Consider the following 16,894-nt stretch of genomic DNA (forward strand, 5'->3'; position numbering starts at 1 on the left):
TCAGCGGTGCCGGAAGACCAGCTTGTCCAGCAGCAGGAACTTGAAGAAGAAGACCGCGCCGTAGCTGACGATGTTGGCGATCTCCAGCACGATGGTCCGTTCGGTGTTGGTCAGCCCCATCGGCGTGATGATGTGCTGCACCAGGGTTGCGACACCGACCGAGACCAGACCGCCGGCGGCGATCACGATCACGTACGGCAGCATCTCCTTGACCGGATGCGGACGGTTGGTCCGTCCCCAGGTCAGTCGACGACCGACGAAGTAGTTGAAGCTGGCGCCGATCGCGAAGGCGATGGCGCTGGCGACGGTTGCGTCGGCGTGCGCCGCGGCAAGCAGCGCGATATAGGTGCCGTGGGACAAGATCGTCGCCATCATCGAGGTGGCACCGGCCCGCAGCAAGCGGCCGAAGAGTCCCGGACGACCGGCGCCGGCCTGCTCGGTCACCTCGTTCGCCCGCGCGTCAGCGGCAGCCGGGGGCGGACCATCGGTAGCTGCTGACACCCGTCCAGTGTCTCGCACCTATGGTCATGTCACGAATCATCGCCGCGCGCGGCCGAGATCGACCACACCCGAGGGAGGTCACCCACGATGCAGCTCGACGGCTTCCGTCAGCAGTTCCCGATCACCGAGCGACTGAGCTGGCTGGCGACACCGAGTTGTGCGCCGGCCGCGTCGCCGGTGCTGCGCGCCGTACGGGCGGAGCTGGACCGCTGGGCGGACGGCGACGCGGACTGGACCGAACGCGATCGACGCGCCGAAGCCTGCCGGCGCCGGTTCGCCGAGCTGCTGGGACGGCCGGCGGACCAGGTCGCGCTGCTGTCCTCGACGGCCGAGGCCGCGGCGACCGTGGCCGGATCGGTGCCCAGCGGCGGCCGGATCGTCGTCGGCGAACGGGAGTACCGCAGCAACATCTATCCGTGGCTGGCGGCGGAGCGCCGCGGCGTCACCGTCGCCGCCGTGCCGATGCCGGACGGGTTGCTGGACAGCGGGCGGGTGTGCGAGGCGATCATCGACGGGACCAGCCTGGTGTCGGTCAGCGTGGTCCAGTCGGCTACCGGCAGTCGGGTCGACCTGATCCCGATCGCCGAACGCTGCCGCGAGGTGGGCGCACGGCTCTTCCTGGACGCAACCCAGAGCGCGGGGGTGCTGTCGATCCCGGCGGGCGTCGATCCGGACTTCGTCGCGGCACACGGGTACAAGTGGCTGCTCGGCGTCCGCGGCACGGCGTACCTGGCGGTCCGGCGCGATCGACTCACCGCTCTGGGCCCGCTGGCGGCGAACTCACGGACGGCCGGCGCAGGAGCGGGCGACTACGGCGGCCCGTTGAGCTACGCCGACGGCGCCGAACGACTGGATCTGCCGCTGAGCTGGCCGGTCTGGGCCGCTGCGGAGGCCGGCCTGGAGTTGCTCGGACGGCTGGACCCGATTGTTCTGCAACAGCACTGTCTGAGGCTCGCCGAAGCGCTGGCCGACGGCGCCCGGGACCAGGGATTGGCCGTGATGGGCTCGGAACGCCCGAGCCAGATCGTCACCCTCCGGGTGCCGGACGCGGAGCGTGCGGTCGGTGAACTGACCGCGGCGGGGGTCCGAGCGACGGCGCGGAATGGCAACCTCCGCTTCGGATTCCACGGCTTCTCCGCCGAGCACGATGTGGAGCAGACCCTGGCGGTGCTGAGGAAAGTCACCGGTTGAAACGTGTTCAACGGGGTAATTGGCCGCAGATTGAGCGGATCGTGCGGACTTTCACAGCGGACCCACGGTTCGCGCCTGACTTGGACACACAGTCGAACAAGATACGATGCTGGAAGGGTTTTGAGCGGCGGACCGCTTAGAACTAAACGCTTGTGACTGATGTTGCAACAGGGAAATGAAGCGATCCGCGGAGGTGGACATTTCGTGCGAGTACTGATCCTGGGCGGTGACGGTTACCTTGGGTGGCCGACAGCCCTGCACTTCTCCCAGGCCGGCCATGAGGTAGCCGTGCTGGACAACCTGGCCCGTCGTGGTTACGACGAGGAGCTGGGTGTGCAGAGCCTGGTGCCGATCGAGGACTTGGAGACCCGCGTCAAGGCCTGGCAGGAAGTGTCCGGCAAGACGATCACGTCCTATGCCGGTGATCTGCTGGACGCCGACTTCGTCTACGAGACCCTCCGTGATTTTGCTCCGGACGCGGTGATCCACCACGCCGAGCAGCGGGCCGCGCCGTATTCGATGATCGACCGCGAACACGCCGTCTACACCCAGCACAACAACGTGATCGGCAACCTCAACCTGCTGTTCGCGATCGCCGAGCTGAACCCGGAGATCCACCTGGTCAAGCTGGGCACGATGGGTGAGTACGGTACGCCCAACATCGACATCGAGGAGGGCTGGCTGGAGGTCGAGCACAACGGTCGCAAGGACCGGATGCTCTACCCGAAGAAGCCTGGCTCCTTCTACCACCTGTCCAAGGTGCACGACTCGCACAACATCGAGTTCGCCTGCCGGATCTGGGGTCTGCGCGCCACCGATCTCAACCAGGGCGTGGTTTACGGCCTCGAGACCGAGGCGACCAAGCTCGATCCGCGGCTGTCCACCCGCTACGACTACGACTCGGTCTTCGGCACCGTGCTCAACCGGTTCATCATCCAGGCCGTGCTGGGCGAGCCGCTGACGGTGTACGGCGACGGCACCCAGACCCGTGGCTTCCTGGACATCCGGGACACCATGGAGTGTCTGCGACTGGCCGTGGAGAATCCGGCCGATCGCGGCGAGTTCCGGGTGTTCAACCAGATGACCGAGTCCTTCTCGGTCGGACAGCTCGCCGACCTGGTCGCCGAGGCCTTCCCCGGTCCGGTCCAGATCGAGAAGCTGGAGAACCCGCGGGTCGAGCAGTCCGAGCATTACTACAACGTCAAGCACACCGGTCTGGTGGAGCTCGGCCTGAAGCCGCATCTGCTGTCCGACACCCTGATCGAGTCGCTGTTCGACATCGTGTCGTCGCACAAGGATCGGGTGAACACCGAGGCGCTCACCCCGACCGTCACCTGGAAGCGGCCGGCCAAGGAGGCCGTCACCGCCTGAGGTCGACGACCACACAGCAGCAACAGTCAGCCGCACCGGTTCACTCCGGTGCGGCTGAATTGTTTTCGGCCTGATCTGTTCCTGCTCGCGGCGTGTCGTTTCGGTCTGGAGCAAATAATCGCGCCGAAGGACGCTGATGTCAGTAAAGTGCCCTCCGGCCTTCCCCGGCACCTCGAGCCCCGGGTACGCCATCGCGGATCCGAGCGGGAAGGTGAGCATTGTCCAGGCAGGAGGCGTTCGCCGTACGTGGCGTGTCGAAGGTCTTCATCGGCCGCACGCCGGTGCATGCTCTGGACGGCATCGATCTCGATCTTCCGACCGGCTCCTTCACCTGCGTCGTGGGACCGTCCGGCTGCGGCAAGTCGACCCTGCTCCGCATCCTCGGCGAGCTCGAGACGCCCACCACCGGCACGGTCACCTCGAATCTGACCGCCGCCGGCCGGGTGCCGGCCTCGGCCTTCGTGTTCCAGGAGCACGGGGTGTTCGGTTGGGCGACCGTGCTGGACAACGTTGCCTTCGGCGAGCAGATGGCCGGCGTCTCGCGACGCGACCGGACCGAGCACGCCCGCTACTGGATCGGCGAGGTCGGGCTGACCGGATTCGAGTCGGCCTATCCGCATCAACTGTCCGGCGGGATGCGCCAGCGGATCGCCATCGCGCGGGCCTTCGCCACCGGATCGCCTTGTTTGTTGATGGACGAACCGTTGGGTGCGCTTGATGCCCAGACCCGGATCCTGATGCAGGAACAACTGCTCGGCCTGTGGGAGCGGGAGCGCAAGACCGTCGTACTGGTCACCCACGCGATCGAGGAGGCGCTGCTGCTCGGCGATCGGATCGTGATCATGAGCGCCCGTCCGGGTCGGGTGAAGGACGTCATCGACGTACCGTTCGGACGGCCGCGCCGGCTGGAGATCGAGGCGACGGCCGAATTCGCCCAGCTGAAGCAGGACATCTGGGAGTCACTGCGCGACGAGGTCCAAGACTCGCTGAGGTATGCATGAGCCGGTCCACCTCGGCCGACCTGGATCAGGCGATCCGTCGGGAGTACCGGCACGACCGGATGCTGCGGGTCCGTGATCTTGGACTGGCGATCCTGACACCGGTGCTGCTGTTGATCATCTGGGAGTTGCTGGCCCTGGTCGGAGTCCTCGATCGCCGGCTGTTCACCCCGCCGTCGGAGATCGTCGTCCGAGCTGCGGAGATGACGGTCAGTGGGCAGATCCTCCCGCACGTCGTGGCCACCGTCGCCCGCTTGGCCTCCGGTTTCGTGCTCGGCGCGATCGTCGGCATCGCTGTCGGCCTGCTGATGGGACTGTCGCGACCGATGCGAGCTGCGCTCGCCCCGACCTTCACCGCCCTCTACGCGCTGCCCAAGATCGCGATCCTGCCGCTGCTGTTGTTAATCTTCGGCCTGACCGAGACCCCGAAGGTGCTTTCGGTAGCGATCTCGGTCTTCTTCGTGGTCCAGATCAACACGCTGGCAGGGATCGTACAGATCGATGACCGAACACTGGAGGCAGCGCGCGCCTACCGGGCGACCGGCTGGAAGCTGTTCCGCTACGTCCTGCTGCCGGCTGCCACCCCGTCGATCATGACGGGGCTGCGGGTGGCGGCTGGGATGGCGGTGATCGTGATCACCGCGGTCGAGTTCGTCGCCTCCGACAACGGACTCGGCTATCTGATCTGGAACTCCTGGCAACTGTTCCAGCCGTCCACCATGTTCGTCGGCCTGATCACCGTATCGCTGATCGGCGCCGTTGTCACCGGCTTGATCATCCTGCTGGAGCGCGCCATGGTCCCGTGGCGTTCAGCCGGCAGATCCCGTCGCATCCGAGAGGTAGGAACTCGATGAAGAGAATCATCAGTCTGGCGATCCTGATCACCCTGACGTTCGCAACAGCTGCCTGTTCCGGCAGTAGTGGCGGCGCGGGCAGCGGTGCAGACCAGGGCGGCGGGAAGATCACCGTCGGCTACGTCCCGTTGCCGATCTTCGCGCCCCTGTTCGTCGCCGACGCCAAGGGCTACTTCTCCGACGCCGGGCTCGATGTCGATCTCAAGGTCGTCAAGTCGGGCAAGGACGCCGTCCCACTGACGGCCAGCGGCAAGCTCGACGCCTCCCTGGTCGGATTCTCCGCCGGCATGTTCAACGCGATCAACAGCGGCCTGGACGTCAAGGTCGTCGGCTCGATGGGAGTGTCCGACGGCGACACCGAGAAGCCCGCCTCGGCGCTGATCGTGTCCAAGAAGCTGCACGACAGTGGCAAGATCACCACAGTGGCCGACCTGAAGGGACACAAGATCGGTGCGCTCGGTGGTTCCGGCGCGACCAGCGCCTTCTACACCGGGATGGCATTGGAGGACGCCGGCCTGTCGATCAAGGACGTCACCTTCACCCCGCTGGACAATCCGGACATCGAGACCGGCATCAAGTCCGGCAGCATCGACGGCTCCTTCGTCTCCGCACCCTTCTGGAACAAGGCCGTCGACGACGGCGTCGCGGTCAAGCTGTGGACCACGCCCAAGAACACCTCCGGGACCGGTGTCATCTTCGGTGGCGACTTCGTCACCTCGCCCGACGCCGAGAAGTTCTATCAGGCGTTGGCCAAGGGGGCAGCCGACCTGCAGGGGGACGCGCGCTACTCCGAGGAGAATCTCAAGATCATCGGCGACGCCACCGAACAGACCCCGGAGCAGGTGAAGTCGGTTCCGCTCTACACCTGGTTCTCCGACCTCAAACCACTGCCGGACCAACTGGCCGCAATGGAACGGATGTGGATCGAGCTCGGCGCGTTGGACTACGACAAGCCGTTGCCGGCAGACAAGTACGTCGACACCAGCTTCGCCGAAGCAGCAACCCACCAAGGATCCTGAGCCGCCGAACGGAATCGCTGAATCGCCTCAACGGCCCCGGTTCCGCGGGTGGTTCCGGGCGGTCCGCTCGTTGCCGCGGCGGTAGTTGCCGGTCAGCCGGGCCATCAGCAGTTGGGGGTCACCGCTCTCCAGGTCGACCAGGAAGTCCGCGGCGCGCGATCCCCGCAGCACGGTGGCGCGCCGACCGTGGTGGGTGATCACGACGGCTTCACCCCGGATCTGGTAGTCGAATCCGTTCGCTGCGGGCATGCCGATCAGTGTCCAGCATTCCTGGCGCAGTGACGAGCGGATTAGCGACTAGCGGAATGTTGGGTCGCCGCCGAGCGCGCCGACGATCTTCCGGAGCCCGTCGATCATCGCCGCGTATTCGTCATCGGTCAGTGCGGCCCTCATCGACCGATGGGCCCGCTCGTTGTTCGTCCGCGCCGCTGCGAGCAGGGCCGTCCCGGCTTCGGTGATCGTCAGTGCGTCGTTGTCGTCCCGTACAGCTCCCCGGTCGACGAGATCGGCGACGTCCAGGTCGACATCGCGGCCCTCCTCGTTGTCGCTGTAGGGCTGCAGCTCGGTGACCACCCGCTCGCGCGGTACCGGACGGGGCGCGTCCGCGAGCCGGATCAGCACCCACCACTGCGGCTGGGAGACGCCGACCTCGGCCAGCGACCTGATCAGCCCAGCCGAGATCCGGCGGTACGCCTCACCGGCCCAATAGCCGATTGGTTGATCGGCGCGATTCGATGCATCGTCGGCATTCGGGGTCGCAGTGCTCGGCATCCGGCTGAGTCAACCCCTTCAACCCGACTTGAGGTCAACATCGGTACAAGTTGAGAGAAATCTCTCGATACACTCATATCGAGAGTACTGTGTCGATATGACTCTCTCATGGGCTACCCGATGACCAACCCGTACGGTGATGTCGAGCTCGATGCAGCCGGGATGCGGGCACTGGCCCATCCGGTCCGGATCCAGATCCTGTTCCGGCTGCAGTCCGAGCCTGCGACGGCGACGATGCTCAGCAAGACCGTCGGGGCCTCTCCCTCGGTGACCAGCTGGCATCTGCGCCATCTCGCCCAGTTCGGTCTGGTGGTGGACGCACCCGAGCTGGGCCGCGGCCGAGAACGGTGGTGGCGCGCCGCCGGAACCGGCTTCCGCTACGAGGTGACCGACGAGGCGAGCAGGCTGGCCGCCATCTCGCTGCAGTCCGCGCTGGACCAGGTACGCGGTGACGTCGTCGGCGACTGGCGCCGCGAGGTCGAGCCGCTGCTGGATGCCGACTGGCGAGCGGAAGCCAGCAGTCACGACACCACCGTGACGGTGACGCTCTCCGAGCTCCGCGAGATCAACCGCGCCGTCGAGGCATTGCTCGCCCCGTATGTGACCAGGGAAGAGCGCCCGCCGGACGCCCGGCCGGTCCAGATGGTGCGGCACGTGATGCCGTCCGCCGACAGCGATTCGGCGCGAGATGGTCATGATCGACCTGCTCCGACGTAACCGCCGCTACGCCAGACTCTGGGGTGGCGAGTCGATCTCGATGCTCGGCGATCAGGTCACCGCACTCGCGCTGCCGATGATCGCCATCCTGCTGCTGCACGCACCGGCGTGGCAGCTCGGGGTGCTGACCGCGGCCAGCTGGGTGCCCTATCTGTTCGCCCTGCTGACCGGCACCGCCGTGGATCGGGTCACGAGCAAGCGACGGATCCTGGTGCTGACCGACCTGGCCCGCGCCGCAGCGTTGGCCAGCATCCCGGTCGCTGCTCTGATCGGCCGGTTGACCGTCGGTCAGTTGATCATGGTCGCAGTGCTCGTCGGTCTGGCCGGCTCGGTCTCGCAGACCGCCTACATCAGTTTCTTCGCTCGGCTGGTGCACACCGACGACGTGATCACGGCCAACTCCCTGAACTCGACCGCTCGCTCGGTCACCGAGATCGGTGGGCCACCCGCTGCCGGTTGGCTGATCCAAGCGCTCAGCGCACCGGCGGCTCTGCTGGTCGACAGCGCGTCCTATCTGGTGTCGGCGCTGTCGGTGATCGGGATCAGGCTGGACGAGCCGCGACCCGAGCGGCAACATCAGCATGTTCTGCGCGGAGCAGTGGAGGGGTTGCGGACGATGCTCCGGGACCGCTGGCTGTCCTCGATCCTGTGGTGCACCAGCACGATGAATCTGGCCAATTTTGCGATCCTGGCCGTCGTTCTGGTGTTCGCCACCCGGACCCTGCGGCTCAGCGCCGGACAGATCGGGACGGCTCAGGGAATCGGTGCCTTCGGTGCCCTGGCCGGTGCCCTGTTGGCGTCGCGGTTGTCGAAGCGGATCGGGTTGTTCCCGATCACCATGATCGGCACCGTCCTGTTCTCGCTGCCGTTCGTGATCTTCGCGGTGATCCCGGAGTCGACACCGGCGCCGTCCAAGATCATCGGCTACGCCGGCTGCGCCTTTGTCGTGACCGGCGGCATCATGCTCTACGACATCACCATCAACTCGGTGATGATCAAGGTCATCCCTGAGGACATGCGGGGCCGTCTGGTCGGTGCCTTCTCCTCGATCAACTACGGCATCCGCCCCGTCGGCGCGCTGCTGGGTGGAGCAGCGGCCGGATGGTGGGGTCCCCGCGCGACCATCCTGACCGCCGCCGTGGTCGGCCTGCTCGCGGTGCTACCGCTTGCTCGTTCGCCGCTGCGGCGATGCCGGACCCTGGCCGACGTCGTCGCAGTACGCGGTGACCTCAGCGACTCATCGTCACGGTGACGTGACCGACACGGCCTCCCCAACCGTCGTCGGGGAAGCTGTCCGACACCTTCACCGAGACGGTGTTGTCACTGCCGAGATAGGGAGCAAGATCAACACTGCGCTCGGCCCGGTTGGAGCCGTCCCTGATCTCCCGCTCCTCGACCAACACATCGGTCCAGTCCTTGCCGTCAGCACTGGCCTGCACCCGGAACTGGTTGTCGATCAGTAACGTCACCGTCGCCCCGGTCGACTGTTGTGGCAGCGCGAAGGTGTAGGTGAAGTGGTTGGCGTTGTCGGCGAACCTGTTGCCGCCACCGTCCACCTGGGAACCGTCGGCATCGGACAGCCAGGGCTGCTCGTCGGCCGTCCCGGTGTCGAAGGCGATCTTCTCGGTGACCCGGTAGAGCGCGACGCTCCGGACCGGTGCGGCGCCGGGCATCGTCACTGTCGCTGCCACCGGGTATTCGCCCTCGGGAGTCCCTCCCGGGATCGTGACGGTGAACGGGACGGTGCCCTGCACCGGCTTGCCGTCCGACTCCAGCTCGAGGGTCTTCTGCCGGGGTTCGACGGTCCAGCCCTGCGGCGCTTCGATGTCGCCGATCGTGATCTCCGCGGTCCCGGGCGCGGTGGCGTCGACGGTGAGCTGCGCCTCCGACGTGGTCGGCTCGTCCTGCGGCAGCGCCAGCGGTTGCTCGGCCGTCAACTCGGCGTCCAGCGCCTTGCCCGGTTGCGACGGCGGCCGGCCGAGCAACTGGATCTCCGACAACGCGATCGGCTGCTTCGACGGCCCGCTGAACTTGATCCGATACCGACTGAACGCGGCCGGATGCTTGATCGCGAAGACGCGGGTCTGGCGGCGCCAGTCGAAACTCTGCTTGCTCCGGTGGTCGATCGTCGTCCAGGTCGTGCCGTCGGTCGAGCCCTGCAGGATCCAGCCGGTCGGGTCCTCGGTCCTGGCCCCGGACGTCACGGTGTAGAGCTGTGCGGTCTGCTCGCTTCCGCCGGCAAATCTCCAGGTGACAGCCGGCTCGTCGGAGTCGAGACGGGACTGCGTCTCGGAGGTGTTGTCGAAGAGTTCGTCGACCGCACCGTCGGTGCTCGAGGCGGTGCCGTGCTTGCTGCCGGTCAGATCCTGCAGCGGCTGCGGTGGTTCGTCGCCGTCGGTGATCGAGTCCGGCGCATCGTCACGTCCGGCACCCCAGCGGGACGGTTGCGGTCCCAGGTCGAAGTCCAGCACCGCCCCCTTGGCCAGCAGATCGTGCGGCAGTGTCGTCCTGCGGTAGCTCTCGCCGTTGATCTTCAGCCCCTGGACATAGATGTTCTTCGCGCTGTTCTTCGGTGCGTTGACGACGATCTTGTGGCCGTTCTCCAGATTGATCGTCGCCGAGGTGAACAGCGGCGAGCCGATCGCGTACTCCGGCAGCCCGACCTGCAACGGGTAGAAGCCGAGCGCACTGAAGACGTACCACGCCGACATCTCGCCGGTGTCCTCGTCGCCCGGATAGCCCTGGCCGATCTCGCTGCCGACGAACTGGCGGGCCAGCGCCTCCCGGACGACTTTCTGGGTCCGATACGGCTTGTCGGTGAAGTTGTACATGTACGGCATGTGGTGGTCCGGTTGGTTGTTCAGCGCGAACTGCCCCATCTGCATGTACGCCGCCTCTCGCATCTCGTGGATGACGTTGCCGTAGCAGCCGGGGTACTCCGCGGTCGAAGTGGTGCTGAAGTATTCGTCCAGCCGGTCGGCCAGCGCCTTCCTGCCGCCGTACAGGTTGGCCAATCCCCGACCGTCCTGCGGGGTGGCGAACGCCATCCCCCAGCCGTTGGCCTCGGTGTACTGGCAGCCCCACTCGTCGGGGTTGTAGTCCTCCGGCGCCTGCCGCCAGTCACCATCGTCGTCGCGGCCCTGGAAGAAGTTGATCTTCGGATCGAAGAGGTGGGCGTACTCGCGTGCCCGGTCCAGGAAGTAGCGGGCGTTGGTCTGGTAGGTCTCACGCTCCGGGTCGTTCGGCGCACTCAACCGGTAGAGCGCCTCGGACAGCTGGGCGATGCCGAAGTCGTTGATCGCGTTCTCGGTGGTCCGGGAGACGCTCTCCGGGGTCGTGGTCGGTGTGTAGCCGAGGAAGATCGCGCGTTCGAGGCCTTCTCGTCCGCCCTTCTCGGTCGGAGCCACGGTGGCGTTCTTCACTGCGGCCCGGTAGGCGGTCTTGATGTCGAAGCCGGTCACGCCCTTCAGGTAGGCATCGGCGAACGAGACGTCAGAACTGCTGCCGACCATCCCGGTGGCGATCCAGTCACTCTCCCGGAACTGGCTCAGCGACCCCTCGATCAGCCGCCCGGTCTGCTCAGGATAGAACAGCGCGTCGGCCGGCCAGGAGGTGCGATAGGTGTCCCAGAAGTTGCTCGGCCGATACGAGATGCCCGAGATGATCTTGGCGCCGGTCCTGGTCGGCGTGCTGTCCGAGACCGGCGCCGCATAATCGCTGGCGTGGCGAAGATCGGGATCGGCCACGGTGCCGGTGTTCTCGTAGCTGGAGTTGGGATACAGGTTGAGTCGATACAGGCTGGAATACAGGGTGGTCAGCTGGTCCGGTGTCGCGCCCCGGACGTCGGTGATCACCGCCAACTTGTCGTTCCACAGCTTCTTGGCCCGATCCCTCACGGTCTCGAACGTGTCGTCGTCGGTGATCTCCTGCTGCAGGTTCCGTTTCGCCTGATCGATGCTGATCAAGGAGGTCGCGATCCGCATCGTGACGGTCTTGTCGCTGTCGGCCGACGTGTCGAACTGGTAGTAGCCGGCGACATCGGAGCGACCACTCGGATCGAGTTTCGCCCCCTTGCGCACCGGTCGGTCGAAGGTCGCGTAGACGAACATCCGGGCCCGGGATTCCACGCCGACGTCGGTGTAGCCGGTCAGCGTCCCGGACTCCGGGTCCAGCGTGATGCCGCCGTCGTTGGTGATGTTGTCGAAGATCAGGTTCGAGGTGTCGCCGGTGAAGCGGAAGCGCATCATCGCGGCATGATCGGTGGGCGCGATCTCGGCCCGCAGGCCGTTGTCCAGGGTCACACCGTAGTAGTAGGGCTTGGCGACCTCATGATCATGACTGAACGCCATCGCCCGTGCCGTCCGATCCGGATCGGGCTCGTCCGCCCCTTCGGCCGGCATCACCTGGATGGTGTTGCGTTCACCGCCCCACGGGTAGGGTTCGTGACTCAAGGAGAATGCCTGGATCTGCGGCTGGTTGGCGGCGTTGTTGTCCTCCTGATAGCGGTAGAGCCAGCGGGTGGTGCCGGCATCGGTGACCGGTGTCCAGAAGTTGAATCCGTGCGGGACGGCGGTAGCGGGGATGGTGTTGCCGCGGGAGAAGTCGCCGTTGCTGTTGGTACCTCGGGTGGTGTCCACCCAATCGACCAGACTGTCCCGGTCCGGTCGCGGGGCGGTGTGAGCGATCACGATGTCGTCGAGCCACCCGCTGAAGTCGCCCGCTCCGGTGTCGGGATTGTCGTAGTCCAACAGGATCCGCGAGATGGTCTTGCCGGCGGCCCGTTCGCCGATCACCGCGGTGACGGCGTTCCACTGGTTGGCATACAGCGTCTTCGACGCGCCCTGCTGGTCGGCGGTCAGCCGGTAGCCGTGTTGATCTTCGACCCGGAGGTCTCGTAGATGGGTCCCGTCGCTGAACTCCAGGTCCACCGAGACATAGCTACTGGGTGTCGGCAATCCCTTACCCAGATGAGGATTCATCAGCTCCGGGAAGATCTTGTAGGACAGTGTGGTGGCCGCGGTCACCGGGATGTCGACGGCGAAGAGCTTGTTGTAGGCATAGCTGCGGTCCGCTGTCTGCTGGTGTCCGGCATAGTGCAGGGCCTTGAGACCGCTGAACCCGACCTCGGTCTTGGCCGTGTCGGCCTCCGTCGGTCCGTTGCCGACCGCCGTCCGGAAACCAGGGGTGTCGTCGGTCGTGCTGCGAACCACACCGGAGGACTTCACGGTCGCGCTCGACCAATCGGGCTGCGGGTCCTGCGCCTCCAGCGACGACGCGAATTCGGCCGCGGAGTCCGGTTCCGGCTCGGCGACCGCTCGTCCGTGAGGCAGCAGCAGGCTGCCGAGGACGATCGAGGCGACGGCCAGAGCGCCCAGGCGCCACGCCGTACGCCGACGACGGAGCGACGACGGACGTAGCGGACGGGGTGATCGATACACGCGGGTCTCCTTGCCAGGCGGGGTCCTGTGCAGCCGGTGAGCCGTCGGTGACCTCACCCTGGCCGCAGGACACCGCGGCTCCGACGGCACCGTCGGACTGGATACGTTTCCATCGCCGGCCGATCCTGTCAAGCTCCTGTGGAGCGGTCCGGCAGCCAGTACTCAGGGCACCTTCTTGACACCAATTAGATCGATCTAATAGCGTTGGATCGATCTAATTGGAGGAGCACAGCGATGTCTTCACCCTCGATTCCCGCTCAACCCGTCGGCCCGCGCCAGGTGCAGTGGCGGCGCACAATCCTCGGCTGCATGGCCGACTACATCGACGCCGGCTCGATCGTCGCGGCGTCCTCCGGACTCGCCCTCTGGTCGTCGGCCTTCGGCATGAGTGACTCGCTCGTGGGCCTGCTCGGCGCACTCGGCACCAACGCGGCGTCCTACGCTGTCGGCGCGCTGATCGGTGGGCGACTGGGTGACCTGTTCGGCCGCAAACGGATCTATCAATGGGACCTGTTGGTCTACGTTCTGGGCGGCCTGTTGGTGCTGCTCGCTCTGAACAGCGGCATGCTGTTCGTCGGCCTGATCATCATGGGGCTGGCTGTCGGTGCCGACGTCCCGACATCGTGGGCGCTGGTCGGCGAGATCGCCCCGAACCGGGTCCGGGGCCGGATGATCGGACTCACGTCCCTCTTCTGGAATCTCGGACCGGTGGTCTCACTGCTCTTGGCCTTCGCGTTGGCCGACACCGGCGTTCTGGGCATCCGCATCGTGTTCGGACACCTGGTCGCGGTAGCCCTGGTGACCTGGCTCCTCCGTCGGAAGATGGCTGAGTCCGAGGTCTGGAACCACGCCAGGGACACCGGCCAGCTCGGCCGCCAACAGCTTCGAGCATTGTTCACACCACGGCTGGTCCGGCCGTTGCTGTTCGTCTTCGGCGTCCACACCCTGGGCAGCATCGCGGCCGGCACGTTCGGCTTCTTCCTGCCCTACATCCTGAAGACCGTCGGCGGCCAAGGGCAAGGAGCCAGCGTCGGTTTCAACGCGCTCAACTTCGCGCTCGGCGGTCTCGGAGTGGCGTTCCTCTTCATGCCGCTGGTCGACCGGCTGAACCGTCGAGTGTTGTACGGCATTGCCGGCTTCTTCTCGATCGTCGCCGCCCTGATGTTGATCATCTTCCCCATCACCAGCACGGCAGCAGTGATCATCTTCATCGTGCTGAACGCCGTTGCGGGATCGTGCGGCCAGGAGCAGTTCTACCGGGTCTGGTGCCAGGAGCTGTTCCCCACCGCCTTGCGGACGACCGCGCAGGGCATGATCATCTTTGCGCAGAAGATGATCTTGGCGCTGTGGAGCTCGGTGGTTCCGATCATCGTCGCCGCCAGCTTCTCCGCCTTCGCCTGGGTCCTCGCGCTGGCGACCTTCTGCAGCGTCGCGATCGGTCTGATCTTCATGCCGGCGAAGGCTGTCTCGCTGACCACCGACCCCGAGCCGACAGGAGTGTCGCCATCGCTTCCCCCAACATCTGCCTGATCCTGCTCGACCAGCTCCGTGCCGATGCGCTCGGTTGTTACGGCAACCCGACGGTCGAGACACCGAACATCGACGCACTGGCGACACGTGGGACGGTCTTCACCTCCGCCTACACCCCGTCTCCGGTCTGCGTTCCAGCTCGTGCATGCCTGATCAGTGGCCAGGAACCCCAACGCCTCGGCTGCTTCGACAACGGCTCGCCGATGCCTGCGACGCCGACCCTGATGAGCCTGCTCACCGACGCGGGCTATCGAACGCACGGCGTCGGCAAGATGCACTTCACCCCAGACACCGCGGACCTCCGCGGATTCCAAACCCGTGACAGTGAAGAGGAGTTCGGCGACTGCGAGTCCGACGACTACCTCCGATGGTTGTCGGCCGCTGGCCATGATGCGGTGCAGTTTCCACACGGCATGCGGGATGAGATGTACTACATCCCACAACTGTCGCCCCTTCCGGAGGAAGCGCACCCGACCCGGTGGGTCGCTGAGCGATCACGGGACTTCCTGGCCGAACGGCGATCTCCGTTCTTTCTGTGGTCCAGTTTCATCGCACCGCATCCGCCGTTCTCCCCGCCCGCGCCGTGGCACCGTCGCTATCCCGCTTCGCTGCTCCCCGAGCCGCACCGACCGGCTGGCGGTGGGTCGTTGCTGACCTCGTACAACCGGCTGCAGAATCGATACAAGTTCCGCGACGGCGGCCGCGATCGCCGCCTCGAACAGCTGATCCGTTCGTATTACTACGCGTCGATCACCTTCGCCGACCACGAGATCGGACGGATCGTCGCAGCACTCGCCGATTCCGGCCGGCTGGATGACACCATGATCATCCTCACCGCCGACCACGGCGAGTTCCTCGGCGACTACGGCTGTTACGGCAAGCGGTCGTTCCTCGACCCGGCTGCCCGGGTACCGTTGATCTGCTCCGGGCCCGGATTCGGCCGCGGACAGCGGATCGGCTCACCGGTCAGCCTGGTGGACATCCTGCCGACCGCGATCCGGGCGGCAGGAGCGGAGTTGCCGGACACCGACGGTCTGCCGCTGCAGACTCCAGCCGCAGACCGCACCCTGTACGGCCAATACCAACAGGGCACCCTCGGCCTGTACAGCGTCATCAACCAACGCTGGAAGTACATCTGGTCGGCTCCGGACCACCGCGAATACCTGATCGACCGTCGCCACGATCCGCTCGAGACGATGAACCTGGCCTACAACATCAGAGCCCGGGAGCAGCTGTTGGCACTGCGCCGACAAGCCACCGCACACTTCCAGGAGCTCGACCTCGAACGGGTCGCCGCCGACAGTCACAACCATCCGGTGCGGATCGGTGCCGCGCCGTCGGAAGGCGGAGGCGATGCCTTTGCCGGACTCGACATCGATCCGGATGCCGCGACGCTCATCGTCCAGGACTGACCGCTCCGTGGGACGATAGCTGTGATCGCAGCAGAGAAACGGATGACGATGACGCAGCAGCCCCCGCAACGCCGAGTGCGGATGATCGACGTGGCCGAGTCGCTCGGCGTTTCCAGGGCTACCGTCTCGCTCGCAATGCGGCGCAGCCCCTTGTTGACCGCGGCGACCCGTGATCAGGTCCTCGCCGAGGCCGATCGACTGGGCTACGTGTACAACCAGACGGCGGCGAGCCTGCGGACCCAGCGGACGAACATGGTGGCGCTGGTGATGCCGGATGTCGTCAATCCGTTCGTCGCCGAGTTGTCGCTGGGCGCACAGGAGGCGCTGGCAGAACTCGGCTATTTCGTCATGATCACCAACACCAACGACGATCTGGCGACCCAGCGGTCGGTGTTGAAGTCGCTCGCCGAGCAGCGAGTCGCCGGCGTGATCATCATCCCAGCGCTGCACTCAGACGGATCCGACCTGCACCCTGCGGGCGATCGATTGCCGACGCTGGTGCTCTACCGGAGCTTGCGCGATTCGACACTGCCCTCCGTCGGGACGGCCGACGACACGATCGGCAGTATCGGTGCCGGACATCTGATCGGTGATCATCAATGTCGCCGCGTCGGCTACTTCGGAGGCGAGCTGGCAGCGACCCCGCGCGTCGAGCGCGAGCGGAGTTTCCGCGCGGCGGCTACCGGAGCAGGGGTGGAGATCGACGAGAGCTGGACCGCGCCGTTGCCGGCCGACATGCGCAGCGCGCATCGAGTCGCCCGGCAGTTGCTGGCTGCCGGCCCGCCACCGGACGGCATCCTCTGTCACAGCGACCAAGTTGCCTATGGCCTGTTGAAGGCGATGGCCGAACACGGGTTGGACAGCACCCACTGCGCTGTGGTCGGCATCGACGACCTGCAGGCCTCGAGCATGTGGACCCCCTCGGTCTCCAGCGTCGCCGTCCACCCGGTCGATCTGGGACGGGTCAGCGGGCGGATCCTGCTGGACCTGTTGGGCGAGAGCGTCTCGGGCGACCGGACGGTGCCCCGACCGGTTCTGCACCGACGCTCGTCGTGTGGTTGTCGGGCCGACTGATGAGCGCAACGTTGTCCT

General features: G+C 66.1%; 14 protein-coding genes. 10 read left to right on the forward strand and 4 right to left on the reverse strand.

What is annotated here, in order from left to right; all coding sequences use genetic code 11:
• Positions 1 to 501: a GtrA family protein gene (locus tag BLU38_RS11615; protein WP_157683395.1), complete on the reverse strand. Its 501-nt coding sequence runs from the start codon at positions 499 to 501 to the stop codon at positions 1 to 3.
• Between the two features lie 87 nt (positions 502 to 588).
• Between BLU38_RS11615 and BLU38_RS11620 the strand changes: the two genes are divergently transcribed.
• From BLU38_RS11620 to BLU38_RS11640, 5 genes are all read left to right on the forward strand, one after another.
• Entirely contained in the window at positions 589 to 1,692 is a 1,104-nt protein-coding gene (locus BLU38_RS11620; protein ID WP_091524732.1) for an aminotransferase class V-fold PLP-dependent enzyme, read from the forward strand.
• A 204-nt stretch (positions 1,693 to 1,896) separates the two neighbouring features.
• Positions 1,897 to 3,063, forward strand: a complete 1,167-nt coding sequence (locus BLU38_RS11625; RefSeq protein WP_091524735.1) for an NAD-dependent epimerase/dehydratase family protein — start codon at positions 1,897 to 1,899, stop codon at positions 3,061 to 3,063.
• Between the two features lie 218 nt (positions 3,064 to 3,281).
• The gene (locus BLU38_RS11630) at positions 3,282 to 4,064 is read left to right on the forward strand and encodes an ABC transporter ATP-binding protein (protein ID WP_197680083.1); all 783 of its coding nucleotides are present in this window, start codon (positions 3,282 to 3,284) and stop codon (positions 4,062 to 4,064) included.
• Positions 4,061 to 4,915, forward strand: coding sequence for an ABC transporter permease (locus tag BLU38_RS11635; RefSeq protein ID WP_091524743.1), 855 nt, complete (start codon positions 4,061 to 4,063; stop codon positions 4,913 to 4,915). Before BLU38_RS11630 ends, BLU38_RS11635 begins: the two co-directional genes overlap by 4 nt.
• A complete protein-coding gene (locus BLU38_RS11640; protein WP_091524746.1) occupies positions 4,912 to 5,934 on the forward strand; it encodes an ABC transporter substrate-binding protein in 1,023 nt (340 codons plus the stop codon). The genes BLU38_RS11635 and BLU38_RS11640 overlap by 4 nt, the downstream gene beginning before the upstream one ends.
• Before the next feature lie 27 nt (positions 5,935 to 5,961).
• On the opposite strand, the gene BLU38_RS11645 is transcribed toward BLU38_RS11640, so the two are convergent.
• Entirely contained in the window at positions 5,962 to 6,183 is a 222-nt protein-coding gene (locus tag BLU38_RS11645) for a hypothetical protein (protein WP_091524749.1), read from the reverse strand.
• 48 nt (positions 6,184 to 6,231) lie between these two features.
• Complete coding sequence (locus tag BLU38_RS11650; RefSeq protein WP_091524753.1) at positions 6,232 to 6,705, reverse strand: MarR family winged helix-turn-helix transcriptional regulator; 474 nt, start codon at positions 6,703 to 6,705, stop codon at positions 6,232 to 6,234.
• A gap of 108 nt (positions 6,706 to 6,813) precedes the next feature.
• Between BLU38_RS11650 and BLU38_RS11655 the strand changes: the two genes are divergently transcribed.
• Both BLU38_RS11655 and BLU38_RS11660 read left to right on the forward strand, forming a co-directional pair.
• Positions 6,814 to 7,422 carry an ArsR/SmtB family transcription factor gene (locus BLU38_RS11655; protein WP_231920300.1) on the forward strand — a complete coding sequence of 203 codons (609 nt, stop codon included), beginning with the start codon at positions 6,814 to 6,816 and terminating at the stop codon, positions 7,420 to 7,422.
• Positions 7,394 to 8,674, forward strand: a complete 1,281-nt coding sequence (locus BLU38_RS11660) for an MFS transporter (RefSeq protein ID WP_091524757.1) — start codon at positions 7,394 to 7,396, stop codon at positions 8,672 to 8,674. The genes BLU38_RS11655 and BLU38_RS11660 overlap by 29 nt, the downstream gene beginning before the upstream one ends.
• Here the strand turns inward: BLU38_RS11660 and BLU38_RS11665 are convergent.
• Entirely contained in the window at positions 8,652 to 12,860 is a 4,209-nt protein-coding gene (locus tag BLU38_RS11665) for a GH92 family glycosyl hydrolase (RefSeq protein WP_197680084.1), read from the reverse strand. The genes BLU38_RS11660 and BLU38_RS11665 overlap by 23 nt on opposite strands.
• A gap of 309 nt (positions 12,861 to 13,169) precedes the next feature.
• Between BLU38_RS11665 and BLU38_RS11670 the strand changes: the two genes are divergently transcribed.
• From BLU38_RS11670 to BLU38_RS11680, 3 genes are read left to right on the forward strand one after another with little or no spacing between them, the layout of a single operon-like run.
• Positions 13,170 to 14,390: an MFS transporter gene (locus BLU38_RS11670; protein ID WP_157683397.1), complete on the forward strand. Its 1,221-nt coding sequence runs from the start codon at positions 13,170 to 13,172 to the stop codon at positions 14,388 to 14,390.
• A gap of 2 nt (positions 14,391 to 14,392) precedes the next feature.
• The gene (locus tag BLU38_RS11675) at positions 14,393 to 15,802 is read left to right on the forward strand and encodes a sulfatase-like hydrolase/transferase (RefSeq protein ID WP_231920385.1); all 1,410 of its coding nucleotides are present in this window, start codon (positions 14,393 to 14,395) and stop codon (positions 15,800 to 15,802) included.
• 48 nt (positions 15,803 to 15,850) lie between these two features.
• A complete protein-coding gene (locus tag BLU38_RS11680) occupies positions 15,851 to 16,876 on the forward strand; it encodes a LacI family DNA-binding transcriptional regulator (RefSeq protein ID WP_172836119.1) in 1,026 nt (341 codons plus the stop codon).
• The last annotated feature ends 18 nt before the right edge of the window (positions 16,877 to 16,894 follow it).

The organism is Microlunatus soli, assembly GCF_900105385.1.
In the GTDB taxonomy this organism is placed as follows: Bacteria; Actinomycetota; Actinomycetes; order Propionibacteriales; family Propionibacteriaceae; genus Microlunatus; species Microlunatus soli.

Coding starts and splice junctions, on each gene's coding strand:
- BLU38_RS11620 (WP_091524732.1), top strand. CDS start 589: ATGCAGCTCGACGGCTTCCGTCAGCAGTTCCCGATCACCGAGCGACTG.
- BLU38_RS11635 (WP_091524743.1), top strand. CDS start 4,061: ATGAGCCGGTCCACCTCGGCCGACCTGGATCAGGCGATCCGTCGGGAG.
- BLU38_RS11640 (WP_091524746.1), top strand. CDS start 4,912: ATGAAGAGAATCATCAGTCTGGCGATCCTGATCACCCTGACGTTCGCA.
- BLU38_RS11645 (WP_091524749.1), bottom strand. CDS start 6,183: ATGCCCGCAGCGAACGGATTCGACTACCAGATCCGGGGTGAAGCCGTC.
- BLU38_RS11650 (WP_091524753.1), bottom strand. CDS start 6,705: ATGCCGAGCACTGCGACCCCGAATGCCGACGATGCATCGAATCGCGCC.
- BLU38_RS11655 (WP_231920300.1), top strand. CDS start 6,814: ATGGGCTACCCGATGACCAACCCGTACGGTGATGTCGAGCTCGATGCA.
- BLU38_RS11660 (WP_091524757.1), top strand. CDS start 7,394: ATGGTCATGATCGACCTGCTCCGACGTAACCGCCGCTACGCCAGACTC.
- BLU38_RS11670 (WP_157683397.1), top strand. CDS start 13,170: ATGGCCGACTACATCGACGCCGGCTCGATCGTCGCGGCGTCCTCCGGA.
- BLU38_RS11680 (WP_172836119.1), top strand. CDS start 15,851: ATGACGCAGCAGCCCCCGCAACGCCGAGTGCGGATGATCGACGTGGCC.